Raw genomic sequence first — 17946 nt, forward strand, 5'->3', positions numbered from 1 at the left:
CGTCGCACCCGTCGCGCCCGCCCGCACTCCGATGCCGGGAACGGCCCGTGGGCGCCCCTCTCCGCCGTCTCGCCCCACGTCACGGCGCCCGCGCCGGTCCGCCGTGCCCCGGCGGCGAACCGCGCCGGGGCGCGCGCCGGTTGGCGCCGTGCACGTCGGGTAAGTGCGGCACACCATTCGTACCTGTGAGGTGCTCCATGCCCACCGTCGCCGACATCCTCCTCACGGAGATCTCCCGCACCGGCGCCACACATGTGTTCGGCGTGCCGGGGGGACCCCTGCTGTCCTTCGTCGACGCCCTGTCCATCAGCAAGACCCCCTGTTCCGTCCTGGCCAAGCACGAGGCCGGCGCGGCGTTCATGGCGTTGGGGTACGCCCAGCTCGGCCGGCGGATGGGCGTGGTCTGCGCGACCACCGCGCCGGGCGCCACCAACGCGCTCACCGGCGTCGCCAGCGCCACCTCCGACTCCGTGCCGCTGCTGGCCATCACGGCGCAGGTGCCGACCACGGCGGTGGGGCGCGAGCCCATCCAGGACAGCAGCGGCGGTAACTGGAGCCTGGACCTGGTGTCGATGTACCGCTCGGCGACCAAGCTCTCCGCCGGCCTGCCCGCTCCCCAGGAGACCGGCCGGCTGACCCGGCACGCCATCAGAACGGCGCTGAACGGCCGGCCGGGCGCCGTGCACCTCAATGTGCCGGCGGACTTCATGAGCGCGGAGGTGACGGCGGAGGACCCGGGGCCGCAGCCGATGCGGCTGGCGCCGGCGCCCGACCCGGTGTCGGTGGACCGGCTGCTGGACTGGCTGCGCACCGCCCGCCGGCCGGTGCTGCTGGCCGGCCAGGGGGCGAAGCTGGCGGGCGCGCACGCGGGTCTGCTGCGGCTGGCGGAGGCGCTGTCCGTCCCGGTCGCCACCACGCTGAAGGGCAAGAGCGTCTTCCCGGAGGAGCACTCTTTGGCGCTGGGCGTCTTCGGCTTCGGCGGCATTCCCGCGGCGCGGGCGGCCGTACTGGCCGAGGACGTGGACCTGCTGGTGGTGCTGGGCAGCTCGCTCGGCGAGGTGGCGAGCGACGCCTGGACCCCGGCGCTGGTCCGGGGCCGCAAGGTGTGTCAGATCGACATCGAAGCGACCCAGATCGGCAAGTGCCATCGGGTGGACCTCGGCATCACCGGGGACGCCGCGGATGTCGTCGACACGCTGCTGGAGCGGATGCGGATCGCCGAGCGGCGGGCGGACACGGCGGGCGCGGGGGCCGCGGCGGACATTGACGACGACCCGGATCTGCGGGTCGTCGGGCGGACCTCCGGCCCGGGCCCCGAGGGGAGCCGGCCCGGGGCCGCCCGGCCCGTCGTCCCCCGTCCGCGCCCGGCCGCGTCCCTTCCGCGTCCGGCCGCGCCCCGGCAAGGCTCCGACGCGCTGCCCGGCCCGCTCCCCTCCGCCGAGCCGCCGCTCGCCCCGCTCGGCTCTCCCGGTACGCGGTTCCCCGGCGGCGCGCCCTCGCTGCGCGCCCCCGAGGTCGTCGACCGGCTGAGCGCGCTGCTGCCCGACGACACCGCGCTGTTCGTGGACAACGGCAACGCGCTGAGCTGGGTCGGGGAGTGCTTCACCGCGGGGTCCGGGCGCGATGTGTTCCTGTCCTTCAACGTCGCCAGCATGGGGTACGCGGCGCCGGCGGCCATCGGGGGCAAGCTCGCCGCGCCCGACCGGCCGGTGGTCGCGCTGGTGGGGGACGCGGCCTTCGCGATGACCGGGATGGAGGTGCACACGGCGGTCGAGTACGAGGTGCCGGTGGTGTTCGTCGTGCTCAACAACGGCGGCCACGCCATGGTGCACAACATCCAGATGAATCTTTTCGGCCGCTCGCACGACGCGCTCTTTGGTACGGCGCTCGACCTGGCGGCGGTGGCCCGCGGGCTGGGGGCGCGGTCGGCGACGGTCACGGAGCTGCCGGAGCTGGACCGCGCGGTGGAGAGCGCGCTCGGGGCGTCCGGCCCGTTCCTGATCGACGTCCGGGTGGACGCGGAGGACGTGCCCTGGGCGCTGGGCAACCGCATGGACATCCTGCGGGCGTCCTTCGGCGAGCGGGGCGGCCTGTGAGCCGGTGAGCGGGTGACTCGGTGAGCCCCCGGCGGGCACGGCGGGCGCGGCGGCCCGGCACGCGGACGCCGCGCCCGTACGAATCGGGGGTGCGGCCCGTACGGAAGCCCCGCGCCGCGCCGCCCCGCGCCCCGTACTGAGCGAGGCGCTCAGTACTGCGCCTGAAGGTGTTCCCAGAAGCCGTCGCGCAGGGCCCGGCGCAGATCGCCGTGGCCGCGCAGGGAGTGCTGGAGGATGCCCTCCGCCTCGACCAGCAGCTCCTGGTCGATCGAGCCCGGCAGATAGGGGTGGCCGGGCAGCAGGTCCGCCAGGGAGTCGCGCCCCCGGGCCACGAGCCACAGGGCCGCGATCCGTGCGCCGACGAAGCGGACGTCCTCCCGGCTGGGCGGAGGCGTGAAGCCCACGGCCTCGCCGACCGGCTCGTACCCGACGGGCCGCCGGGTGACGTACGGCTTGCAGAAGTCCAGGTCGAAGGTGCGCTGGCTGTCGACCTCCCACAGCAGCGGGTCCGCCTGGTTGCGTCCCTCACAGGCCTCGATGCCCCACAGGTGGACCCGCGCCCCGTACCCCTGGGCGGCCTCGACCGCCGAGACGAGGTCCTCGTCGCCGCCGATGAGGACCGCGTCGCTGATGGCGCGGTGGCGGGCGAGCGACTCCAGGTCGCCGCGGATGAGGGAGTCGACGCCCTTCTGCTGGTTGTTGGCGTTGAGGTTGCCGAGCCGGACCTTGACGTCCGGCAGTTCGGCGATGCGCTGCTGTTCGGCGGTGTGGATGCGGCGCCGGGCCCCGTCGTACCAGTACACCCGCAGCAGCCGGCTGTCCGGGAAGATCATGCGGGCCCGGTCGATGAAGGCCTCGATCAGCCCCTCGGCGTCGAGCTCGAAGGTGCGGCGGTCCTCGGTCCCGGTCACCAGCCGGCCCGCGGCGGCGTAGACGTAGCCGGCGTCCACGAAGATCGCGTGGGTCGAGGGCGTGGTCGCGACCTCGGCGAGCACCCTCTCGAGCAACTCATTGGTGCGCTCGATGCCGGCGGCGAGGGAGGCGAGGTCGGGAGGGCCTGGGGCCGGTACGTCGTTCATACGAGCCTCATTCTCCGGTTGCCTGCCGGAGCCGCACAAGCCGTCCTCCAGCAACCTCCCGCAACCTGTATTTAACATGTCGAAAATTTTCGTTAGCGTAGGGAATGATTGCATAGGGCATCACGTTGAACCCTGTGAACGCGGGCCACCCCATGGCGGCCCGCGGCAGCACTCCTCTGGAGGACCGACGAAGGGAGAAGCCCATGCGCTTCGAGATCATGCGCCTCGACGACATCGACGGCATCGCCGTGGACAGCACCGTTGTGGACGCCGCCTCCGTCAACCGCATCGTGCAACAGGCCGCCGCGATCGGCCAGCGCATCTACATTCGCCCGGCGGAGCTCCCGGCGGCGCAGTGAGCCGCCCGGAAACCGCCCCGGCGCGGTGATTCCCCGCGCGATCCCCGCGCGTGCAGCGCCCCCCATACGTCCTGCGTACGGGGGGCGCTGTGCGTACGGGGCGGGCGGGCCGGCCGGAGCGTCAGGCCTTCTCGATCACCTGGAGCACGCCGTTGATGATCTGCTGCACGGCGAGGGCCGAGAGCATCATGCCCGCGAGCCGGGTCACCAGCACCACGCCGCCGTCCTTGATCACCCGGATGATCAGCAGCGAGTAGCGCATGGTCAGCCACAGCACGACGTGCATCGCCAGGATGGCGGACCACACCGAGATCTGCCCGGAGATGCCGTCGGCGTGCTGCACCGCGAGGATCACCGAGACGATTGCGCCCGGCCCGGCCAGCAGCGGCATGCCCAGCGGCACCAGCGCCACATTGACGTCCTTGGTCTGCGTGGGCTCCTCCGACTTGCCGGTCAGCAGGTCCAGCGCGATCAGCAGGAGCAGCAGACCGCCGGCGATCATCAGCGCGGGCACGGAGACGTGCAGATAGTCGAGGATCTGCTGGCCGCAGATGCCGAAGACGGCGATGACGCCGAAGGCCACGGCCGTGGCCTGCCAGGCCATCCGGCGCTGGATCTTGGCCGGGCGCCCCGAGGTGAGCGCGAGGAAGATGGGTGTGATGCCCGGCGGGTCCATGATCACGAAGAGCGTGACGAAGAGCGAGCCGAAGACAGCGATGTCGAACACGGTGATGTGGCCTTGCGGTGTGTAGTGCGGTGACAGGGGCAGGGGCGTGGGGGGACGCGCGCGGACGCGGCACAACGCGCACGCGGCGCGCGGTGCGCTGTGCGCGTCGGCCGGTGCCGGGGCGCGCGGGCGGCCGCGCGGCGGAACCGGTGGCCGCGACGGGCGGAACGGGACGGGAGGGAACGGGAGCAACCCCGAGACCCCGAGAACGCCGAGATCGCCGAGATCGCCGAACAAGCGGAGAAGGGACGGCGCCGGGGGCGCGTGGGCCTATCCGCCGGCTCCCGGCACCGGGAAGGCGCCGGTGGCCCGGCGCACGATCTCGCCGTAGATCTCCGGATCGGTGGTGTACTCGCCGAGGCGACAGCTCTTGCGGCTGCCGTGGTAGTCGCTGGAGCCGGTGGTGAGCAGCCCGTGCTCGGCGGCCAGTCCGCGCAGCCGCGCCCGGGTGGCCGGGTCGTGGTCCATGTGGTCGACCTCGACGCCGTCCAGACCGGCGGCGGCCATCTCGGCTATCGCGCTCTCGGGCACGCACACGCCGCGTTTCTCCGCCAGCGGGTGGGCGAACACCGTCACCCCGCCCGCGGCCTTGACCAGGCGAATCGCGTCGAAGGGGTTGAGCTCGTGCTTCTCGACATGGGCGCGGCCGCCATTGGCCAGCCAGTCCTCGGTGAAGGCGTCGGACACGCTGTCCACGACGCCCAGCTCCACCAGCGCGGCCGCGACGTGCGGGCGGCCCACGGCCACGCCGCCGGGCGCCGACTGCCCGGCGCCGGCCGGAACGCCCGCGATCCGCGCTACGTGCTCCCAGGTCACCGGGACGCCCAGCTCGCGCAGCTTGCCGACCATGGCGCGGGCGCGCGGCACGCGGTCGTCGCGCACCAGCTCGCGCGCCGCGGCGAACTCCGGCTCGTCCGGGTCGAAGAGATAGGCCAGCAGGTGCAGGCTCACGCCGTTCAGTCGGCAGGAGAGCTCGGCGCCGGTCACCAGGGTCAGCCCCGCGGGCAGGGCGGCCGCGGCGGCGGCATGGCCGGCGACCGTGTCGTGGTCGGTGAGCGCGACGACGTCGAGCCCGGCCGCGGCGGCGTTGCGCACCAGCTCGGCGGGGGTGTCCGTACCGTCGGAAGCAGTGGAGTGGGTGTGCAGGTCGATGCGCACGGCACAGGCTCCCAGCTGCGAAGACGGTCGGGGGACAGTTCAGGATAACCGGGCCGCCGGCGCCGCCCCGCCGCCGTCCGCGTCATGGACACACCAGCCCGCGGGCCTTACGCCTCACACGGTCACCGGCCCACGGCCGTACGGCGCGCCGTCCGCCGCCGTACGAGCGCGAGCCGGGCCACGACCGTACGGGCGCGCCACCCGCCGCCGTACGAGGACACCGGCCCGCCGCCGTACGGGCGCGCCGCCCCGCCGGCTCGGGAGAGCGGCCGTCAGGAGAGCAGCCGCGGGGAGAGCGCCCCGCAGGGAAGCAGCTCCACCTCGGCGCCGGCGTCGCGCAGATCCGTGAGCACCAGCTCGTCGTACATCAGCAGCCCCGACTGCTCGGGCCAGACGACCGCCCACAGCCACAGGCCCCGCGCCTCGCCCGCGAACACGGCGCGGTCCTCGGGGACGCCGCCGACATGCCAGAGGGGGGTGGGCCGCCCCGCGGCGAGCACCTTCGCGTGCGGGTGCTGGTCCACGCACATCTGCGGCCCGGGGTCGGGCCCGGGGATGCCGGCGTAGCGCGCGCCGAGACCGACGCCCAGCTCCTCCGCCACCAGCAGCAGCTCTCCCGCGCCGCCGAGGGGCGCCGGGCCCGAGCAGGCCACGGCGGTCGCCCGGCCGCCGGTGCGGTCGTCACCGGCGAAGGCGACCCCGGTGAACAGCCAGCCGACGGGCAGGGGCCAGGGCATCCACACGGGCACGCGGGCACGGTTCACAACGACGCCGAGCGCCTCGACGCTCGGCGGTATGACCGGCTGCAAGGGATGCACGGCGCCGTGCACACCGCACTGCCAGGAGTCGGCGAAGAGACCGGGCGCCCGGACCCGGCCACCGCACTTCGGGCAACTGGGTTCGCCCCTCATAGGGCCCCACGGTCCTCCCCGGTCGCGCTCGCGTCAAGGACGATCACCCGTCCGGAGCCTGCCCGGCGCGACCGGCCCGAACACCCCGGGGCGGACCCGGCCACCCGTACGGGCGACCGGCGCGGGACGGCGCGCGCGCCGGGCGGGGGCCGCGGGGCGCTCAGTCGAGGGCCACCCCGGAGCGCAGCGGGTCCCTCAGGTCGGTGCCGCGCGCCAGCCAGCGCTCCTGGAGCGCGCCGGCGCCGTGCACCCGCTTCCACGCCGCCTCGTTCGCGGTCATCGGGAGCAGCGGGAGGAAGCGGACGGGGTCCATCGGGGGGTCGAGCTCCAGGTCCGGCACCAGCCCGCCGGACTCGGCGACCAGGACGGAGGTGAACGGCGCGCCCGGCCAGAGCGGCTCGCCGAGGTCCAGGGAGGCGCCCGGCGCCACGACCAGCCCCTCCACCTGGGGGGAGGCCGCGAGCACGGCGAGGGCGCGCAGCACCTTGTCGGTGTCGGCCCGCCCGGCCCGCACCGACAGCAGCAGTTCGGCGCGCGGCCCGCGCACGGGGTCGGCCAGGGACACCGAGAAGGGCGCGGCGAGGCCGGCGCCCGCCGTGGCGGCGCCGGCGGACGCGCCGCCGGTGGGGTCGGCCATCGGGTGCGCGGACATGCCCAGGGTGGCGTAGCGCACCACGTCGCCGTCGACGAAGCGCAGGACCTCGATGCGGTCCGTGCCCAGGAAGGTCACCGCCGCGCGGGCGTCCGGCTCCCCCAGTGACGTGCGGAGCCGGGCCTCGACCAACTCGAGGATCTCTGACGCATCTGACATGCGGTGAGCATAGAACGCGTAGAGAACGGGCAAAGCAGTCGCGGGGAAGCATCTGTCGGCTGATAGTCTTGGCCGCTGGCCAGGGCGGCGTGCGGAGCACAGCTTTCGAGCCCGGCCGACAGGCATTCTCGCGGCGCGAATTCACGCGCCGCGAACGGTACTTCCCCCACGGGGGACCGGCCGGAGGAGGTGGGGCTGCGGTGGACCCTAGTCGACCGTGCAGTACCAACAGCTCTTCCGTGCGGCGCCCGTTCCCGGCGAACTGAACCGTCAGTACCCCACCGCTCCGCGGTGAAACCGTGACGTTCCGGGATGTTCTTCGCGGCCCGACCGCAACGCGATGGCGGTGGCTCCTTCGGGGTCGCCCGGCCACCGCGGCGCACAGCGGAAGAGCGTCGTCTCGTCTGATCCGTGTCTCAGCGATACGCCGTCCACGCCGTCCCCGTGGCAGCACCGCGCCCGCCGTGCCGTGCGGATGTACCCGCCGTACATCCGTGCCCGCGTGCGCGACGCGCCACGGCCGACGGCCGGCCCGCGAAGGAGCCCGCCATGTCGATGATCCGTGACCTGCGCGCAGTCGTCCGCCCCGCCCTGCGGCGCGGACACCCCACCGGCTTCGGCCACCGCGCCGTCGAACAGGCCCGGACCGCCAGTTCCGTGGTGGACTGCGCCGTCTACCACGAGGGCCGCCGGGTCCGGGACGAGCTCGGCCCGGCCGAGGCCATGCGGCGGGTGCGCGCCGACGGCGGCTTCGTCTGGATCGGGATGCACGAGCCGAACGAGGACGAATTCGCGGACATGGCCGAGGAGTTCGGGCTGCACCCGCTGGCGGTGGAGGACGCGGTCCACGCGCACCAGCGGCCCAAGCTGGAGCGCTACGACGACACGCTGTTCACCGTCTTCAAGACGATCCACTATGTGGAGCACGCCGAGCTCACGGCGACCAGCGAGGTCGTGGAGACCGGCGAGGTGATGTGCTTCACGGGCCGGGACTTCGTGATCACCGTGCGGCACGGCGGCCAGGGCTCGCTGCGGGCCCTGCGGCACCGGCTGGAGGACGACCCGGAGCTGCTGGCGAAGGGGCCGTCGGCGGTGCTGCACGCGATCGCGGACCAGGTGGTCGACGGCTACATCGCGGTGGCGGACGCGGTGCAGGACGACATAGACGAGGTGGAGATCGACGTCTTCAGCTCCGGGCCGGGCGGCGGCAGCTCCCGGGGCGGCGACGCCGGGCGGATCTACCAGCTGAAGCGGGAGGTGCTGGAGTTCAAGCGGGCGGTCTCCCCGCTGCTGCGGCCGATGCAGCTGCTGAGCGAGCGGCCCATGCGGCTGGTCGACCCGGACATCCAGAAGTACTTCCGGGACGTCGCGGACCACCTGGCGCGCGTCAACGAGCAGGTGATCGGCTTCGACGACCTGCTCAACTCCATCCTCCAGGCCAACCTCGCCCAGGCGACCGTCGCCCAGAACGAGGACATGCGGAAGATCACCGCATGGGCGGCGATCATCGCCGTGCCGACCATGATCTGCGGGGTGTACGGCATGAACTTCGACCACATGCCGGAGCTGCACTGGGAGTACGGCTACCCGATGGTGATGACGGTGATCGTCACGATCTGCTACTCGATCCACCGGGGCTTCAAGCGGAACGGCTGGCTCTGATCCGGTCGGCGAGGATCACCAGGACCAGCCCGGCCAGGATCACGGCGAGCGCGGGGTAGGCGACGACGGGCGGCGTCTGGCCCAGCCAGAGGGCGGCTATAAGGGCGGCGCCCGGCGTCTCCAGCAGGATCGCGGTCGAGGTCACCGACGGGCCCAGGCCGTGCACCACCCGGTTCAGCAGGGTGTGCCCCAGCAGCTGCGCGGTGGCGGTCAGCGCGATCAGCTTCAGCCACGTCCCGGTGCCGTAGCCCTCGCCACCGAACAGGCCGCCCATGTTCGCGCCCGCGACCAGGCAGGCCACCAGCAGCAGCGCGGCGGTCGTGGTGTAACAGACGTAGGTGTACGCCGCGGTGCCCACCGAGCGCCGCACCTCGGCGCCGAGCAGCACATAACCCGCGGCCGCCATGCCGGCGGCGAGCGCCAGCGCGTCGCCGGCCAGCGCGCGCGGTGACAGCGACAGGTCCACGCCGCTCAGCAGCAGCACCCCGAGGAAGGCGAGCGCAGTGCCGGCCCAGACGAGGGCGGGCGGGCGGTGGCCGCGCAGCCGCAACAGCAGGGTGGTCCAGATCGGGGTGGTGGTGCACAGCGCGGTCGACGAGGCGACCGAGGTCATGTGGAGGCTGGGCAGCCACAGCCCGAAGTGCAGCGCGAGCATGGCGCCCGCCGCGCCGGACAGCAGCAGCGAGCGGCGGCCCATGCCCAGCAGCTCGGCGCGGGTGCGCCGGCGCAGCAGGACGAACGGGCTGAGGGCGCCGACCGCCATGGCGTTGCGCCAGAAGGCGATGGCGAGCGCCGGGGCGGCGGTCGCGGCGATCAGCGGCGCGGACAGCGAGACCGCGGCGATCGCGACGGCGAGCAGGAGGAAGTCGAGGCGGTTCCCGCCGGCGGGGGCGGTCGCGATGGGCGCGGTGGCGGCGGTCTCGGCCGTGGTCGCGAGGGGCGCGGCGGCCGTGGTCGCGGCCGCCGTGGGGGCGGCCTCGGGGGTGGTCGCGGCGGCGGTCGGCTCGGCGGGAGGCGTGGGCACGGGTCCTCGATACGGGCTCGGCGGGCGGTCGGCGGGCACGCGGACCGCGGGGGTCCGCCGAAGGGGTGACCACGGCCTCGCACGATCAGCGTAAGGGGTGTCGGCGTGCTTTGGAACTGTCACTCGGGGCGGCCGGGCCGGGGAGGCGCGGCCACCGAAACGCACGGCTCCCCTTCCCGGCGTTTCCCCCGCGTTTTCCCCGCGTTTCGCCGCGCGTCTCTCCCCGCGTTCCGCCGCGCTCGCGGGCGGCGTGAGGGGAGCGTGCCGCCGTACCGCACGCGCCCGCCGCATAGGGTGTGCCCATGACGCAGACGCTCCTGGACCGCGCGCTCATCGAGGAAGCGACGAAGAAGTCCGGTCTCATCTGGGTGCGCGGCCCCGAAGGCCCCGCCCGCGCCCTCTGGCACGTCTGGCACGAGGGCGCGGTCTGCCTGCTCGGGGACGGCCCCGTCGAGCAGCCGCTGGCCGACCTCGGCCTGCGCGAGGGCGCCACCGCCACCGTCTCCGTGCGCAGCAAGGACAAGGGGGGCCGGCTGGTCGCCTGGACGGCGCGGGTGAGCGAGCTCGCCCCGGGCGGCGAGGCGTGGACCGAGGCCGTGGGCGAGCTGAAGGCGAAGCGGCTGAACTCCACGGACGCGGAACACGTCACCGAGCGCTGGGCCCGCGAGTGCCGGGTGCTGCGGCTGGAGCCGCTGGGCGAGACCTCGGCGCTGCCGGACGGCTCGCTGGCCGAGCCGCCGCTGCCCACCCCGGCGACCACCCGGCGGCCGATCCCCGCCGCGCTGCCCAAGCTGCTGCGCCGCGGCCGCCGGCGCGGCTGAATCACCGCGCGCCGGAGCCCCCACCCGTACGCGCCCCGCCGGTCACGCGCGCCCCGCCACCCGCGCACAGCCGGCCCGGCACCCGCCACCCGCGTACGCCCCACGACCGCCCCACGACCGCCGCACACGATCGCCCGGGGCGCGCCGGTCACGCCGCCGAGATCTGCCGCCCGTAGTCCACGATCTGGTCCTTGCCCGGCGCCTTGAGCTCGAAGTCCTGGTTCCAGTCCGCGAGTTCGAGCACCCCCGCGCCGCCCGCGCGCTCCAGCCGCAGCGGGTACGGCGCGCCCTCCAGGGAGACGTCGAGGGACCCGCCCTCGCCGTTGCCGCCGGTGATCCGGATCGTCCGGGTGGCGCCGACCGTGCCCCGCTCGCCGGTGGCGAGCTCGCCGGGCAGCCCGAGCAGCCCGTCGAGCAGCAGGTTCTTCTCGGTGAAGCCGCTGAGCTGCTTGTACGCGGGGTCGCCGCTGGGCACCTTGACGTACTTGTCGTCGAGCTTGCTGGCCGCCTGGTTGTCGGGCCTGCCCGGCTCGCCGTTCTTCTCCTGGCGCGCCCAGAAGGCGGCGTCGGCCTTGAGGTAGAGGTCGTTGCCGACGCGCAGCAGTTCGAACGTGCTGTCGTTGGTGGAGAGCTGCCCCGTGCCGCCGCCCTGCTTGAGCCGCATGTCGAGCTTGTACGTCCGCCCCTTGGTGACCACGCTGCCCGACAGCCGTACGGCGCCCGCGCCCACGGCGGCCTCCCGCGCCTTGCCCTGGATCTGGGTGGCGGGGAGCTTGCCGACGCCGTTCGTCCCGGCGTCCGGGTCCTCGCCCGCGCACCCGGCGAGCGCCGCGGTCAGTCCGGCGCACACGGCCCCCACCACGGCGGCGGTTCGCGCGCGGTCGCGGCCCGCCGGACGTCCGGGCGCGGCCCCCCTCGGGAAAGCGGTCACGTCTGCTCATGCCTCCTGGAATGCGGCTGCCGGAACACGGCCGGCTCTCGGCGGAATCGCAGCGTACCCGTGCGCTCCCACCGGTCCGGAAGGGAGCCGTCCGTACCACTCCACGGCGGCGGGGCGGACCCGGGCACGCTAGCCTGAACCCGTTATCGACCGATTTGTACGACTAAAGGGAGGCGCGCGGCATGGTGGCGGGCGCGCCCCGGGTATTCGTCTCCCACCTCTCCGGGGTCACGGTCTTCGACCCCAACGGGGACCCCGTGGGGCGGGTGCGTGACCTCGTTGTCACCCTTCGGGTGGGGGGCCGGCCGCCGCGCGTGCTGGGCATGGTCGTCGAGGTGGTCAGCCGGCACCGGATCTTCCTGCCCGTCACCCGGGTCTCCGGGGTGGAGTCGGGCCAGGTCATCACCACCGGGGTGGTGAATCTGCGCCGCTTCGAACAGCGCCCGACCGAGACCCTCGTCCTGGGGGAGCTGCTGGACCGGCGGGTGCGCCTGGTGGAGAGCGGCGAGGAGGTGACCGTCCTCGATGTGTCGATCACCCAGGTGCCCGCCCGCCGCGACTGGTTCATCGACAAGGTGTTCGTACGCCGGGGCAAGGGCGGCCCGCTGCGGCGGCGAGGCCAGACCCTGACCGTGGAGTGGTCGGCGGTCACCGGCTTCTCGGTGGAGGAGCAGGGGCAGGGGGCGGCCAATCTGCTGGCCACCTTCGAACAGCTGCGCCCCGCCGATCTGGCGAACGTGCTGCACCACCTCTCCCCCAAGCGCCGGCTGGAGGTCGCCGCCGCGCTCGACGACGCCCGGCTCGCCGATGTGCTGGAGGAGCTGCCCGAGGACGACCAGGTGGAGATCCTCGGCAAGCTGCAGGAGGAGCGCGCCGCGGACGTCCTGGAGGCCATGGACCCCGACGACGCGGCCGATCTGCTCTCGGAGCTGCCCGAGGACGACCAGGAGCGGCTGCTGGGGCTGATGCAGCCGCAGGACGCCGCGTCGGTGCGGCGGCTGCTGTCGTACGAGGAGAGCACGGCCGGCGGCATGATGACGACCGAGCCGATCGTGCTGCGGCCGGACGCCACCGTGGCCGACGCGCTGGCCCGGGTCCGCGACCCCGACCTCTCCCCCGCGCTCGCCGCCCAGGTGTACGTGTGCCGGCCGCCGGACCAGACGCCCACCGGCCAGTACCTGGGCGTGGTGCACTTCCAGCGGCTGCTGCGCGACCCGCCCTTCACCCTGGTGGGCTCGATCGTCGACAGCGATCTGCGGCCGCTGCCGCCGGCCACCCCGCTGCCCGCCCTGACCGGCTATCTCGCCGCGTACAACATGGTGGCCGCGCCCATCGTGGACGAGGCGGGCCGGCTGCTGGGGGCGGTGACCGTGGACGACGTGCTCGACCACCTGCTGCCGGACGACTGGCGCGACTCGGCGGAGCACGAGGTCGTCCCGGCGTACGACCCGGGGGCCGCCCGAGGCCGTTGGGAGGGGCCCAATGGCCGGTGAGCGCCGGGAGCGCGTCCGGGCGGCCCGGGAGCAGCTGCGGGCCGCGCGGGAGCGCCGGGACCGGGAGCGGGCCGAGCGCGGGCACGGGGAGCGGGAGCGCGTGGAGCGCGAGCGGGCCGAACGGGAGCGGGCGGAGCGCGAGCGGGCCGAGCACCGCCGGATCGCGCGGCTGGACCAGCCGCGGTCCGCCCGGCGCGGCCTGCTGACCGGCTACGACCCGGACGCGTTCGGCCGCCTCTCCGAGCGCATCGCCCGCTTCCTGGGCACCGGGCGCTTCATCGTCTGGATGTCGGGCGTCATCGTGCTGTGGGTGCTGTGGAACATCACCGCGCCCGAGCGGCTGCGCTTCGACGAGTACCCGTTCATCTTCCTCACCCTGGCGCTGTCGCTGCAGGCCTCCTACGCCGCGCCGCTGATCCTGCTGGCGCAGAACCGGCAGGCCGACCGGGACCGGGTGAACCTGGAGCAGGACCGGGCCCGCCACGAGCTGAACATCGCCGCCACGGAGTATCTGACCCGGGAGGTGGCGGCGCTGCGGCTGGGCCAGGGCGAGGTGGCCACCCGCGACTGGCTGCGCTCGGAGCTGCAGGTACTGGCCAAGGATCTGGTCCACGAGCTGGGGGACGGCGAGGAACCGCGGGTATTCCCGGCCGAGGGCGCCCGGCGGCGTGAGGAACGCGACCGCTGACGGCCCTTTCGGAGGGGCCGGTGGGGCGCCGTACCATCGGGGCATGGCTAGCGACACGACCGACACCCGAGACGCAGTGCCCGCCGAAGAGGCGGTCCACGCCGCGCTCGCGACGGTGAACGATCCGGAGATCCACCGTCCCATCACCGAACTGGGCATGGTCAAATCGGTGGAGATCGCGGCGGACGGCGCGGTCGCGGTCGCGGTCTACCTGACGGTCTCCGGCTGCCCGCTGCGGGACACCATCACCCGCGAGGTGACCGAGGCGGTCTCCCGGGTGGCCGGAGTGACCCGGGTGACGGTCGAGCTCGATGTGATGAGCGACGAGCAGCGGCGCGAGCTGGCGGCGGCGCTCCGCGGCGGCCAGGCCGAGCGCGAGGTGCCCTTCGCCAAGCCGGGGTCGCTGACCCGGGTGTACGCGGTCGCCTCCGGCAAGGGCGGCGTCGGCAAGTCGTCGGTCACCGTCAACCTCGCCGCGGCCATGGCGGCGGACGGGCTGAAGGTCGGCGTCGTGGACGCCGACATCTACGGCCACTCCGTGCCCCGCATGCTGGGCGCCGACGGGCGGCCCACCCAGGTCGAGAACATGATCATGCCGCCGTCGGCGAACGGCGTGAAGGTCATCTCCATCGGCATGTTCACCCCGGGCAACGCGCCCGTGGTCTGGCGCGGCCCGATGCTGCACCGCGCGCTCCAGCAGTTCCTCGCGGACGTCTACTGGGGCGACCTCGACGTGCTGCTCCTGGACCTGCCGCCGGGCACCGGCGACATCGCGATCTCCGTGGCCCAGTTGGTGCCGAACGCCGAGATCCTCGTGGTGACGACCCCTCAGCAGGCCGCGGCCGAGGTGGCCGAGCGCGCCGGCTCCATCGCCGTGCAGACCCACCAGAAGATCGTCGGCGTGGTGGAGAACATGGCCGGGCTGCCCTGCCCGCACTGCGACGAGATGGTGGACGTCTTCGGCACGGGCGGCGGCGCGCGGGTCGCCGAGGGGCTGACGCGGACGACCGGCGCCACGGTGCCGGTGCTGGGGTCGATCCCGATCGACGTGCGGCTGCGCGAGGGCGGCGACGAGGGGAAGCCGGTGGTGCTCACCGACCCCGACTCCCCGGCCGGCAGCGCGCTGCGGGCCATCGCGGGCAAGCTGGGCGGCCGCCAGCGCGGGCTGGCCGGCATGTCGCTGGGCATCACCCCGCGCAATAAGTTCTGAGCCTCGCCGTTCCGAGCCCCGCCGGATGACCGGTTCACCGCCGCCGTGACGGTTCACCGCCGCCGCGCGTCCGAGGCGCGGCGGCGGCTCACTTGGCGTCGTAGACGGTGATGTCCTTGACCACCGAGAAGCCGAGCCCGTACGCGCTCATGCCGCGCCCGTAGGCGCCCAGGTGCACGCCCTGCTGGGCCGAGCCCGCCAGCACCCAGCCGTACTCCGACTCGCGGTAGTGGAACGGCGTGGGCACGCCGTCCACCGGCAGCGACAGCATGGACCAGTCGTGGCCGTCCAGGTCGTCCGCCAGTTCCCAGGCGATGGCGGTCTGCTGCTCCAGCCAGTCGTCCCGCAGCGCCCGCTCCATCTGCGAGGGCCAGGTGCACGACAGCAGTCCGGACCCGGCCAGCCAGGCGGCGGAGGAGACCGAGGTGGCCTCCAGCGTGCCCGTGCCGTCGGCGCTGCGGCGCACCGGCCGGCGGGCCACCGTCACCACGACCGCGAACCGCTGTCCGCCCTGGTCGGTCTCGCCCCGGAACGTCGGCTCCTCGCCGTGGCCGGTGGAACCGTGTTCCACCGTGCCGTCGGCCGCCGAGCCCACCTGCATCAGCCAGCGCGGACCGGTGTACGCCTCGTCCAGCCCGTACCAGGGGAAGGCGGCGAGCAGATAGCCGTCGACCGTCCGTCTCGCGCCCGGCACCCCCTGAGCTGTGACTCCGGCGCCCTCGTCGGCTGCGCCGGGAACCCCGGACGCCCCCTGCGCCCCTACCCGACTCGTCGTCTCCATCTGCGCGGCGCCTCCTCGATTACCCCGTTGCCCGGGGGGCGATCCGCCCCCGTCGGGCGACCTCGCCCCGGACAAAGGGAGGATAGCCACACCCACGCGGCGGGCCGGACATACGGTGGATCAGGTGGCGTCGGAGTCGAACGGCGGACGCTCGTTCGGGGCCGGCCGATCCCGCTTGCGCAGCAGGTCGGGGGTGTCCGGGGAGCCACCCGGGACGGGGCCGGCGGCGGTGTCGCCGTCACGGCCGTGCACGGCGTCCGCGACCTCGGCCATCTCCTTGCGGAGGTCGAAGCCGTTGCGGATCTCCTTGAGCCCCAGGTCGTCGTTGTCCAGCAGTCGCTTGCGGACGAACGTCTTGGGGTTGAGGTCCTCGAATTCGAAGTCCTTGAAATCCGGGCCCAGCTCGGAGCGGATGTCGGCCTTGGCGTTCTCCGAGAAGTCGCGCACCTTGCGGATGAACCGCGAGACGTCCTGGATCATCTTCGGCAGCTTGTCCGGGCCGAAAACGAGCACCGCAAGGACCACGAGCGCGACCAGCTCGAGTGCGCCTATGTCATTGAACACCGTGCAGCTCCTTGAGATGTCCTTGCCGGACCACCCACACGGTACCCGGCGGCATGGGGTGCGCGGTACCGGCCCGGGGCCGCGCCCGGTGCTCTCGCGGCCGTCGCCGGGAGCCGCGCCCGGCGCCCGCCGGGCGCGCTCTCCCGCCCGGCGCCGCCACGGGGCGCACCGTCGATCACTTGTCACCGCTCTCGGAACCGAGGACCAGCGGGAGCGTGTGCTCCTTGCCGTCGCGCTCCAGGGTCAGTTGGAGCCGGTCCCCGGGGCGGTGGCTGCGGACCTTGACGATCAGCTCCTCGCCGCTGTGCACCCGGGCGCCGTCGACCTTGGTGATCACATCGCCGGAGCGGATGCCGGCCTTGTCGCCCGGCCCGCCGGGGACGACCGGCGCGGTGTCGCCGGTCTTGTCGCTCACCCGCGCGCCGTCGCCCGTGAACCGCATGTCCAGGGTGACGCCGATGACGGGGTGGGTGGCGCGGCCGGTGTTGATCAGCTCCTCGGCGACCCGCTTGCCCTGGTTGATCGGGATCGCGAAGCCCAGGCCGATGCTGCCGCCCTGGCCGCCGCCGAGGTCCGAGCCGCCGCCCGCGGCCCGGATCGCGCTGTTGATGCCGATGACGCGGCCCTTGGCGTCCATCAGGGGGCCGCCGGAGTTGCCGGGGTTGATGGGGGCGTCGGTCTGCAGCGCGTCCACATAGCTGACGTCGCTGCCGTCGCCCTTGTCGCCGCCGGCGGTGATCGGCCGCTCCTTGGCGCTGATGATCCCGGAGGTCACGGTGTTGGCCAGGTCGTACGGGGCGCCGATGGCCACGACGGGGTCCCCGACCCGTACGGAGTCGGAGTTGCCGAGCGGCAGCGGCTTCAGCCCGGCCACGCCGGTGACCTTGACCACGGCCAGGTCGTAGCCGCTGTCGCGGCCGACGACCTTGGCGCTCGCCACCTCGCCGCCGCTGAAGGTCACCGATATCTCGGCCGACCCGCCGCCGCCCGAGCCGCCCGGCCGCACCACGTGGTTGTTGGTGAGGATGTGGCCCTCGCGGTCCAGCACGAAGCCGGTGCCGGTGCCCTGCTCGCCGGCGCCGCGCACGTGCAGCGTGACGACGCCGGGGAGCGCGGTCGCGGCGATGCCGGCGACGCTGTCCGGCGCGCGGTCGCCCGGCCCGGCCGGGGCCTGCGGCAGTTCGACGTCGGTGATGCCGCCGTTGCGCTCGATGTACGCGCCGATGCCGCCGCCGATGCCGCCCGCGACCAGCGCGAGGACCAGGGCGCCGGCCAGCAGGGCGCCCCGGCCGACCCCGCCCCGCCTCGGACGACTCCACCACTTGGGCCTCGGCCCGGCGGCCTTCCCCTCGTCCATGCTCTCCCCAGAGTTCGCCCGTCCGCGGAGCGGGCAACGCCACCTCGACGGCCCGCGCCCGGGGTGCTGCCACCCGGTTCGACCGCCTGAGAGCGATTCAACCAGGTAACACCGACACCGCGCAGGGTGGAGTCGGCCGATCCGCCGTACCGCGTCCGCGCGGAGCGGCACAGCGGCCCAGCGGCCCAGCGGCGCATCGGCTCAGCGGGTCTTGAGCAGCGTGGGGCGGGGGGCCGGGTCGGGCGGCGCCAGCAGATGCGTGGGG

The 17946-nt window shown here is 74.0% G+C and carries 16 protein-coding genes and 1 pseudogene; 7 read left to right on the forward strand and 10 right to left on the reverse strand.

Annotation, left to right across the window (positions count from 1 at the left end; translation table 11 throughout):
* Window positions 1–197: 197 nt before the first annotated feature.
* Window positions 198–2096 carry a thiamine pyrophosphate-binding protein gene (locus ACSNOD_RS16015; RefSeq protein WP_436767607.1) on the forward strand — a complete coding sequence of 633 codons (1899 nt, stop codon included), beginning with the start codon at window positions 198–200 and terminating at the stop codon, window positions 2094–2096.
* A 149-nt stretch (window positions 2097–2245) separates the two neighbouring features.
* Here the strand turns inward: ACSNOD_RS16015 and ACSNOD_RS16020 are convergent, their stop codons facing one another.
* The gene (locus ACSNOD_RS16020) at window positions 2246–3175 is read right to left on the reverse strand and encodes an NYN domain-containing protein (protein WP_436767608.1); all 930 of its coding nucleotides are present in this window, start codon (window positions 3173–3175) and stop codon (window positions 2246–2248) included.
* A gap of 203 nt (window positions 3176–3378) precedes the next feature.
* Between ACSNOD_RS16020 and ACSNOD_RS16025 the strand changes: the two genes are divergently transcribed.
* Complete coding sequence (locus tag ACSNOD_RS16025) at window positions 3379–3534, forward strand: hypothetical protein (protein WP_436767609.1); 156 nt, start codon at window positions 3379–3381, stop codon at window positions 3532–3534.
* A gap of 121 nt (window positions 3535–3655) precedes the next feature.
* On the opposite strand, the gene ACSNOD_RS16030 is transcribed toward ACSNOD_RS16025, so the two are convergent.
* The 4 genes from ACSNOD_RS16030 to ACSNOD_RS16045 all read right to left on the reverse strand — a co-directional run bounded on the left by ACSNOD_RS16030 (window position 3656) and on the right by ACSNOD_RS16045 (window position 7141).
* A complete protein-coding gene (locus ACSNOD_RS16030) occupies window positions 3656–4261 on the reverse strand; it encodes a MarC family protein (RefSeq protein ID WP_436767610.1) in 606 nt (201 codons plus the stop codon).
* Window positions 4262–4531: 270 nt separating this feature from the next.
* Window positions 4532–5419, reverse strand: a complete 888-nt coding sequence (locus ACSNOD_RS16035) for a PHP domain-containing protein (RefSeq protein WP_436767611.1) — start codon at window positions 5417–5419, stop codon at window positions 4532–4534.
* A gap of 272 nt (window positions 5420–5691) precedes the next feature.
* A complete protein-coding gene (locus ACSNOD_RS16040; protein ID WP_436767612.1) occupies window positions 5692–6330 on the reverse strand; it encodes a DUF6758 family protein in 639 nt (212 codons plus the stop codon).
* A gap of 160 nt (window positions 6331–6490) precedes the next feature.
* Window positions 6491–7141, reverse strand: coding sequence for a suppressor of fused domain protein (locus ACSNOD_RS16045; RefSeq protein ID WP_436767613.1), 651 nt, complete (start codon window positions 7139–7141; stop codon window positions 6491–6493).
* Between the two features lie 549 nt (window positions 7142–7690).
* Between ACSNOD_RS16045 and ACSNOD_RS16050 the strand changes: the two genes are divergently transcribed.
* The gene (locus ACSNOD_RS16050) at window positions 7691–8803 is read left to right on the forward strand and encodes a magnesium and cobalt transport protein CorA (protein WP_436767614.1); all 1113 of its coding nucleotides are present in this window, start codon (window positions 7691–7693) and stop codon (window positions 8801–8803) included.
* Here ACSNOD_RS16050 and ACSNOD_RS16055 read toward each other — a convergent pair.
* Window positions 8781–9704 carry a DMT family transporter gene (locus ACSNOD_RS16055; protein WP_436767621.1) on the reverse strand — a complete coding sequence of 308 codons (924 nt, stop codon included), beginning with the start codon at window positions 9702–9704 and terminating at the stop codon, window positions 8781–8783. The two genes, ACSNOD_RS16050 and ACSNOD_RS16055, sit on opposite strands and share 23 nt — an antisense overlap.
* Window positions 9705–10129: 425 nt before the next feature.
* Between ACSNOD_RS16055 and ACSNOD_RS16060 the strand changes: the two genes are divergently transcribed.
* Window positions 10130–10648: a hypothetical protein gene (locus ACSNOD_RS16060; protein ID WP_436767615.1), complete on the forward strand. Its 519-nt coding sequence runs from the start codon at window positions 10130–10132 to the stop codon at window positions 10646–10648.
* A gap of 148 nt (window positions 10649–10796) precedes the next feature.
* Here ACSNOD_RS16060 and ACSNOD_RS16065 read toward each other — a convergent pair whose 3' ends face one another.
* On the reverse strand, window positions 10797–11579 hold the full coding sequence (locus ACSNOD_RS16065) for a hypothetical protein (RefSeq protein WP_436767616.1): 783 nt from the start codon (window positions 11577–11579) through the stop codon (window positions 10797–10799).
* A 191-nt stretch (window positions 11580–11770) separates the two neighbouring features.
* On the opposite strand from ACSNOD_RS16065, the gene ACSNOD_RS16070 reads away from it, so the two are divergent.
* The 3 genes from ACSNOD_RS16070 to ACSNOD_RS16080 all read left to right on the forward strand — a co-directional run bounded on the left by ACSNOD_RS16070 (window position 11771) and on the right by ACSNOD_RS16080 (window position 14979).
* A complete protein-coding gene (locus ACSNOD_RS16070) occupies window positions 11771–13081 on the forward strand; it encodes a magnesium transporter MgtE N-terminal domain-containing protein (RefSeq protein WP_436767617.1) in 1311 nt (436 codons plus the stop codon).
* Window positions 13071–13769, forward strand: coding sequence for a DUF1003 domain-containing protein (locus ACSNOD_RS16075; RefSeq protein ID WP_436767618.1), 699 nt, complete (start codon window positions 13071–13073; stop codon window positions 13767–13769). The genes ACSNOD_RS16070 and ACSNOD_RS16075 overlap by 11 nt, the downstream gene beginning before the upstream one ends.
* Window positions 13770–13845: 76 nt before the next feature.
* Window positions 13846–14979 (forward strand): Mrp/NBP35 family ATP-binding protein, encoded by a 1134-nt coding sequence (locus ACSNOD_RS16080; protein WP_436767622.1) that lies wholly within the window; start codon window positions 13846–13848, stop codon window positions 14977–14979.
* An 88-nt stretch (window positions 14980–15067) separates the two neighbouring features.
* Here the strand turns inward: ACSNOD_RS16080 and ACSNOD_RS16085 are convergent, their stop codons facing one another.
* The 3 genes and pseudogenes from ACSNOD_RS16085 to ACSNOD_RS16095 all read right to left on the reverse strand — a co-directional run.
* Window positions 15068–15760 (reverse strand): hypothetical protein, encoded by a 693-nt coding sequence (locus tag ACSNOD_RS16085; RefSeq protein ID WP_436767619.1) that lies wholly within the window; start codon window positions 15758–15760, stop codon window positions 15068–15070.
* Window positions 15761–15880: 120 nt separating this feature from the next.
* Window positions 15881–16324, reverse strand: a complete 444-nt coding sequence (locus ACSNOD_RS16090) for a sec-independent translocase (protein WP_436767620.1) — start codon at window positions 16322–16324, stop codon at window positions 15881–15883.
* A 175-nt stretch (window positions 16325–16499) separates the two neighbouring features.
* A pseudogene (locus tag ACSNOD_RS16095) lies at window positions 16500–17612 on the reverse strand (S1C family serine protease); the annotation flags it as partial.
* Between the last annotated feature and the right edge of the window lie 334 nt (window positions 17613–17946).

Source organism: Streptomyces sp. URMC 123 (assembly GCF_051386515.1).
In the GTDB taxonomy this organism is placed as follows: domain Bacteria; phylum Actinomycetota; class Actinomycetes; order Streptomycetales; family Streptomycetaceae; genus Streptomyces.

What these genes read in the sequence shown, in the direction of transcription:
- ACSNOD_RS16075 (WP_436767618.1), top strand. Translation starts at nt 13,071, where the DNA reads ATGGCCGGTGAGCGCCGGGAGCGCGTCCGGGCGGCCCGGGAGCAGCTG.
- ACSNOD_RS16025 (WP_436767609.1), top strand. Translation starts at nt 3,379, where the DNA reads ATGCGCTTCGAGATCATGCGCCTCGACGACATCGACGGCATCGCCGTG.
- ACSNOD_RS16040 (WP_436767612.1), bottom strand. Translation starts at nt 6,330, where the DNA reads ATGAGGGGCGAACCCAGTTGCCCGAAGTGCGGTGGCCGGGTCCGGGCG.
- ACSNOD_RS16060 (WP_436767615.1), top strand. Translation starts at nt 10,130, where the DNA reads ATGACGCAGACGCTCCTGGACCGCGCGCTCATCGAGGAAGCGACGAAG.
- ACSNOD_RS16070 (WP_436767617.1), top strand. Translation starts at nt 11,771, where the DNA reads ATGGTGGCGGGCGCGCCCCGGGTATTCGTCTCCCACCTCTCCGGGGTC.
- ACSNOD_RS16085 (WP_436767619.1), bottom strand. Translation starts at nt 15,760, where the DNA reads ATGGAGACGACGAGTCGGGTAGGGGCGCAGGGGGCGTCCGGGGTTCCC.
- ACSNOD_RS16020 (WP_436767608.1), bottom strand. Translation starts at nt 3,175, where the DNA reads ATGAACGACGTACCGGCCCCAGGCCCTCCCGACCTCGCCTCCCTCGCC.
- ACSNOD_RS16015 (WP_436767607.1), top strand. Translation starts at nt 198, where the DNA reads ATGCCCACCGTCGCCGACATCCTCCTCACGGAGATCTCCCGCACCGGC.
- ACSNOD_RS16050 (WP_436767614.1), top strand. Translation starts at nt 7,691, where the DNA reads ATGTCGATGATCCGTGACCTGCGCGCAGTCGTCCGCCCCGCCCTGCGG.
- ACSNOD_RS16045 (WP_436767613.1), bottom strand. Translation starts at nt 7,141, where the DNA reads ATGTCAGATGCGTCAGAGATCCTCGAGTTGGTCGAGGCCCGGCTCCGC.